At 71.5% G+C, this 1513-nt stretch carries 3 protein-coding genes; all 3 read left to right on the forward strand.

The features are described from left to right. Positions 1 to 413: DUF317 domain-containing protein (locus FF041_RS39460; protein WP_228388689.1), on the forward strand; the 413-nt coding region annotated here is incomplete at its 5' end. 30 nt (positions 414 to 443) lie between these two features. After that, a complete protein-coding gene (locus FF041_RS28850) occupies positions 444 to 659 on the forward strand; it encodes a hypothetical protein (RefSeq protein WP_228388690.1) in 216 nt (71 codons plus the stop codon). Between the two features lie 258 nt (positions 660 to 917). After that, positions 918 to 1292 carry an esterase gene (locus tag FF041_RS28860; protein ID WP_323393004.1) on the forward strand — a complete coding sequence of 125 codons (375 nt, stop codon included), beginning with the start codon at positions 918 to 920 and terminating at the stop codon, positions 1290 to 1292. Positions 1293 to 1513 lie beyond the last annotated feature (221 nt).

The raw sequence follows: 1513 nt of genomic DNA on the forward strand, positions 1-1513 counted from the left end.
AAAAACCGCAGGTCAACGAAGGGATACCCGTACCCGTGACGCACTCCGTCCTCGCTCTTCCCCGCCCCGCCAAGCTCAGCCCCCTCGTTACCCCGGACGCCCGGGAATGGCCGCGTGGATGCGACTGCGCGGGACCCGTCCTCGCCTTCCTCCAGGCCCAGGGCTGGACCCTGATCACCGACCCGGACGCCAACGTCCACGCCACCAGCCCGGACGGCGGCCTGTACGTCGGGTTCCTCCCCGAAGCCCCCGCCGCCCGCCACGGCGACCTCTGGCACATCCGCACCCTGGACGTGGACGGCAACCCGGTCTGGCAGCAGACCTTCCCCGCCGGGATACCCCCGCAGGCCGTCGCCGGGTTTCTCGCCGGGCTCATCGCCACTCCCACGGCCCTGTGCGCCCACTGCTCCTGAACGCCCGCCCCCGTCCCCGGAGGACTGCCCGTGCCCCACAAGGTCACCGTGACCGCCTATCACCCGGACAAGACCGTCTGCCCGCCCGACCACAAGTACACGACCGGCAACAGAGCGCTCGCCGAAGGCTGTCCCGGCCGCACCGGCTTCGTCGCCTCCTGCGACTGCGCCTGGAGCAGCACCCGCTCGGCGACCAAGGGCTACGCCGCCGAGATGGGCCGCCGCCACCGCACCGCCACCCACTGAACCCCGCCCACGCCACGTACCGGAGGTACCTGTCCTGTCGAAGCCGCTGACCGTCGCCCAGCTCGTCCACCAGCTCCAGACCCTCGACCCCGCTCTCCCCGTCTTCCTCGCCGTCAATCCGGACTGGCCCTTCGCCCACACCATCGGCAAGGTCATTGAGGGCACCGGCATGGACGGCCCGGCCGTCTACATCGCAGAGAACGGCCAGGACCACTACCTCCCGCCCGCCGTCGCCGCCGAACTGGACTGGACCTCCGCGTGAACCAGCCCGCCACCAACCTCTTCCCCCTGCGGAAAGCCACCCGCCGCCCCGTCCCGGACGGCTACCGGGGAGCCCTCGTCCGCGAGGTCTCCCCACATCCCGGCGACGTCCTCCGCGCTACCTGGCACCCCACCCCCACCGGTCGCCGCCACCGGCTCGGCCCCGGCGCCCTCCTCCTCATCTGGACCCCGAGTTCCTCCGGCGGCATGGACGTCACCGCCCACCTCGGCCTGAACACCATGGACGTCACCCTCGCCACCTGGCCCGGCCTCCGGGGCGAGTGGAGCGCCACCGTCCACCCCACCGTCTACGAGGTCCTCGCCCTGCACTCGGCACTCCGCGTCGCCCGCAAGACCCTCGCCACCGTCTGACCCCATTGCCACGATGAGGCCGCCCGGAATCTCCGGGCGGCCTCATCGTCGTATCCGCTCGCTTCCCCGTGCCCGGCTACGGCCCACCCCAGCCCTCACCGGAACCCCGGCGAGACCGTACGCCTCCCGTACCCGCCCGGCCCCTCCTCTCGTTCCAGGAGGGGCCGGACGCACTGGGTGTGTCTGAAAGATCGTGTAAGTCCATGATGTGACAGTCTGGC

It is taken from the genome of Streptomyces jumonjinensis, from assembly GCF_009600885.1.
Classification (GTDB): Bacteria; Actinomycetota; Actinomycetes; order Streptomycetales; family Streptomycetaceae; genus Streptomyces; species Streptomyces jumonjinensis.